Below are 2,089 nucleotides of genomic sequence, written 5' to 3'. Positions count from 1 at the left end.
TTAGGTTGATAATAGTAAGCACAACGGCTTAAGCCAACAATGGCACAACTCATAGCAATAGTAACTGAATGATTTTGTTGTAGTTGCTGTGCCCACGTTTTACGTGCCTTTGTGGGCACTAAAGCTTTTTTATTATTTCTTCCTGCAGCTGGGATTTTAAACTCAGTTCGGCAAACATCTGCTTAAATTTGATGTTCAGTCATTTTTTTCATAATTAAATCCCCTTTTCTTTTATCATAGAGAATTTTCTACTTTTTTGCTGTACTATTTTAGGGGATAGTTACAGATCCAGTTACCTTTTCATAAAAACAAAAGCCCAACTTTTTAGGGTCAGGCTTTAATAATTCTTTAAAAATATTTAACTTTTTAGATAGATAGTGTTGACTTCACTATAGGTTAACCTAAAATTATAACCATCAACACGACGTTGATAAAGCAAACCCTCAGCTTTCGATGAGGGCTTAAAGAGAAGAAAAAATGAAATTTTTAATCATATTTCTTCTACTACTTGTAAGTTTTCCGGCTTTTTAAGTAGTATCAAAGGTGGGACGAAAGCCCTACCGATGACCCTAAATATATCAATTGACATTTAATAAATCAAGGTAATTTTATGGCAAAATCAATAACAGAAATTCAAGCAAAAAGTGACCAAAAACGAGGAGTTAAAGTAAAAGGCTTCAAACTTCACGTTGATGACATTGCATTAATTGAACAGGCAAGTAAAAGCTTAGATGTACCACAAGCTCAACTTATTGTTGATGCTGTTAAATACTATCTTGATAACCAAAAGCCTCTTAATTGAGGCTTTCTTTTAAATTCAGTAATGATCGATGTTCTTGCAATGTTAACTCGTTGAGATATCGTCTTGGGTTGCCGCACATCCAACAAGAACAAGCTGTTGGTGTTGTCACATGCCTTTTTAGCGATTTTCTAGAATCACCAGAATAAAAATCGTGCTTTCTATTATCTAGACATCGCTTAACTTGATGTCGTCTATATGCTCGTGTTCTCATAAAATTACTCACATATGGATAGCAAAAAGCCCAACTATTTCAGTGGGCTTAAATTTTATGCGTTCAAAACTGTATCATATGTATATTATCTATCCGTATATCCGTACAGTCAAGTATTTATTGCATATTACAAGCCTTTCTTGTTGCTGTGATTTGTAAATCCATCCCTAACGCATGAATAATTTTAAGCATAGTGTCAAATCTAGGTTTTTTCGCTGATAACGTTTTATATAAACTTTCCCGCCCAATCCCTGCTTCTTCTGCTATTTTTGTCATACCTATTGAACGAGCTACATCATTAAGTGCTGCGATAAATTCTTCTGATAAAATATCCTCGTGTAAAAATTCCGAAAGATACATTGCTCTTTCTTCATCAGTATTAAGAAATTTTGCCGCATCAAATTGCGTCACTTTAACCATTTTTAATCTCCTTCCAAAGTTTTACCGCTTTGTCTATATCTTTCTTTTGTGTTGACTTATCACCACCACATAATAAGAGATAAGTAATATTTCCATCTTTTGCGTAATATACTCGATAGCCTGCACCAACAGTAATCCGCATTTCGTAAATTTCATCCCTTAAAAATTTATGATCACCAAAATTACCAAAAGCAGCTCTTCGAATTCTTGCTGTTATTACTGTTTTTCCTTTAGAATCTTTCAAGCGTTCTAACCAGTTTTCGAAAATTTCTGTTTGGTTAATTATATTCATGCATACACCAATCTTGTATTTATTAAATATTGTATACTTTTGGATACAATAGTCAATATTTATTTTATTAAAAAGAGCGTTAAGCCTTTGTATTGTGTTATTTGATATCTGCAATTAATTTTTTATTAAAATCGTTTAGGTGTATTTCATGCATCTTATCTATGTTTAACAAAAATTGGGCATGTTCATGTTTTACATTGAACATGATAATATCTTGATCGTTGTGGTTCCTGAAAATCTTTTTAATAATTTCGCTTTCAGTATCTCGCCTCAACGTTAAATACATCTGAGTTACTTTTAACATTTTTTCAATTTCTGCGCTTATTAAGTAAAGTCTGTCCTTGAATGGACATAAATTTATGCT

5 protein-coding genes are annotated in these 2,089 nt (G+C 32.5%); 1 reads left to right on the top strand and 4 read right to left on the bottom strand.

Annotated elements, in window-relative coordinates; all coding sequences use genetic code 11:
- The first annotated feature begins 610 nt into the window (after positions 1–610).
- Positions 611–802 (top strand): ribbon-helix-helix protein, CopG family, encoded by a 192-nt coding sequence (locus B9N71_RS12155; RefSeq protein WP_085166091.1) that lies wholly within the window; start codon positions 611–613, stop codon positions 800–802.
- Here the strand turns inward: B9N71_RS12155 and B9N71_RS12150 are convergent.
- The 4 genes from B9N71_RS12150 to B9N71_RS13290 all read right to left on the bottom strand — a co-directional run.
- Positions 795–1,013: a hypothetical protein gene (locus tag B9N71_RS12150; protein WP_034945258.1), complete on the bottom strand. Its 219-nt coding sequence runs from the start codon at positions 1,011–1,013 to the stop codon at positions 795–797. The genes B9N71_RS12155 and B9N71_RS12150 overlap by 8 nt on opposite strands.
- Positions 1,014–1,130: 117 nt before the next feature.
- On the bottom strand, positions 1,131–1,433 hold the full coding sequence (locus B9N71_RS12145) for an addiction module antidote protein (protein ID WP_085166090.1): 303 nt from the start codon (positions 1,431–1,433) through the stop codon (positions 1,131–1,133).
- On the bottom strand, positions 1,426–1,725 hold the full coding sequence (locus tag B9N71_RS12140) for a type II toxin-antitoxin system RelE/ParE family toxin (protein WP_065582615.1): 300 nt from the start codon (positions 1,723–1,725) through the stop codon (positions 1,426–1,428). The genes B9N71_RS12145 and B9N71_RS12140 overlap by 8 nt, the downstream gene beginning before the upstream one ends.
- Positions 1,726–1,822: 97 nt before the next feature.
- A partial coding sequence (locus B9N71_RS13290; protein WP_208610514.1) for a hypothetical protein occupies positions 1,823–2,089 on the bottom strand: 267 nt, incomplete at its 5' end.

It is taken from the genome of Gilliamella bombi (assembly GCF_900103255.1).
Classification (GTDB): Bacteria; Pseudomonadota; Gammaproteobacteria; order Enterobacterales; family Orbaceae; genus Gilliamella; species Gilliamella bombi.
The sequence above is the reverse complement of the archived record's forward strand: the minus strand, read 5'-3'. Positions and strand labels throughout refer to the sequence as shown.

What these genes read in the sequence shown, in the direction of transcription:
- B9N71_RS12155 (WP_085166091.1), top strand. Translation starts at nt 611, where the DNA reads ATGGCAAAATCAATAACAGAAATTCAAGCAAAAAGTGACCAAAAACGA.
- B9N71_RS12145 (WP_085166090.1), bottom strand. Translation starts at nt 1,433, where the DNA reads ATGGTTAAAGTGACGCAATTTGATGCGGCAAAATTTCTTAATACTGAT.
- B9N71_RS12140 (WP_065582615.1), bottom strand. Translation starts at nt 1,725, where the DNA reads ATGAATATAATTAACCAAACAGAAATTTTCGAAAACTGGTTAGAACGC.
- B9N71_RS12150 (WP_034945258.1), bottom strand. Translation starts at nt 1,013, where the DNA reads ATGAGAACACGAGCATATAGACGACATCAAGTTAAGCGATGTCTAGAT.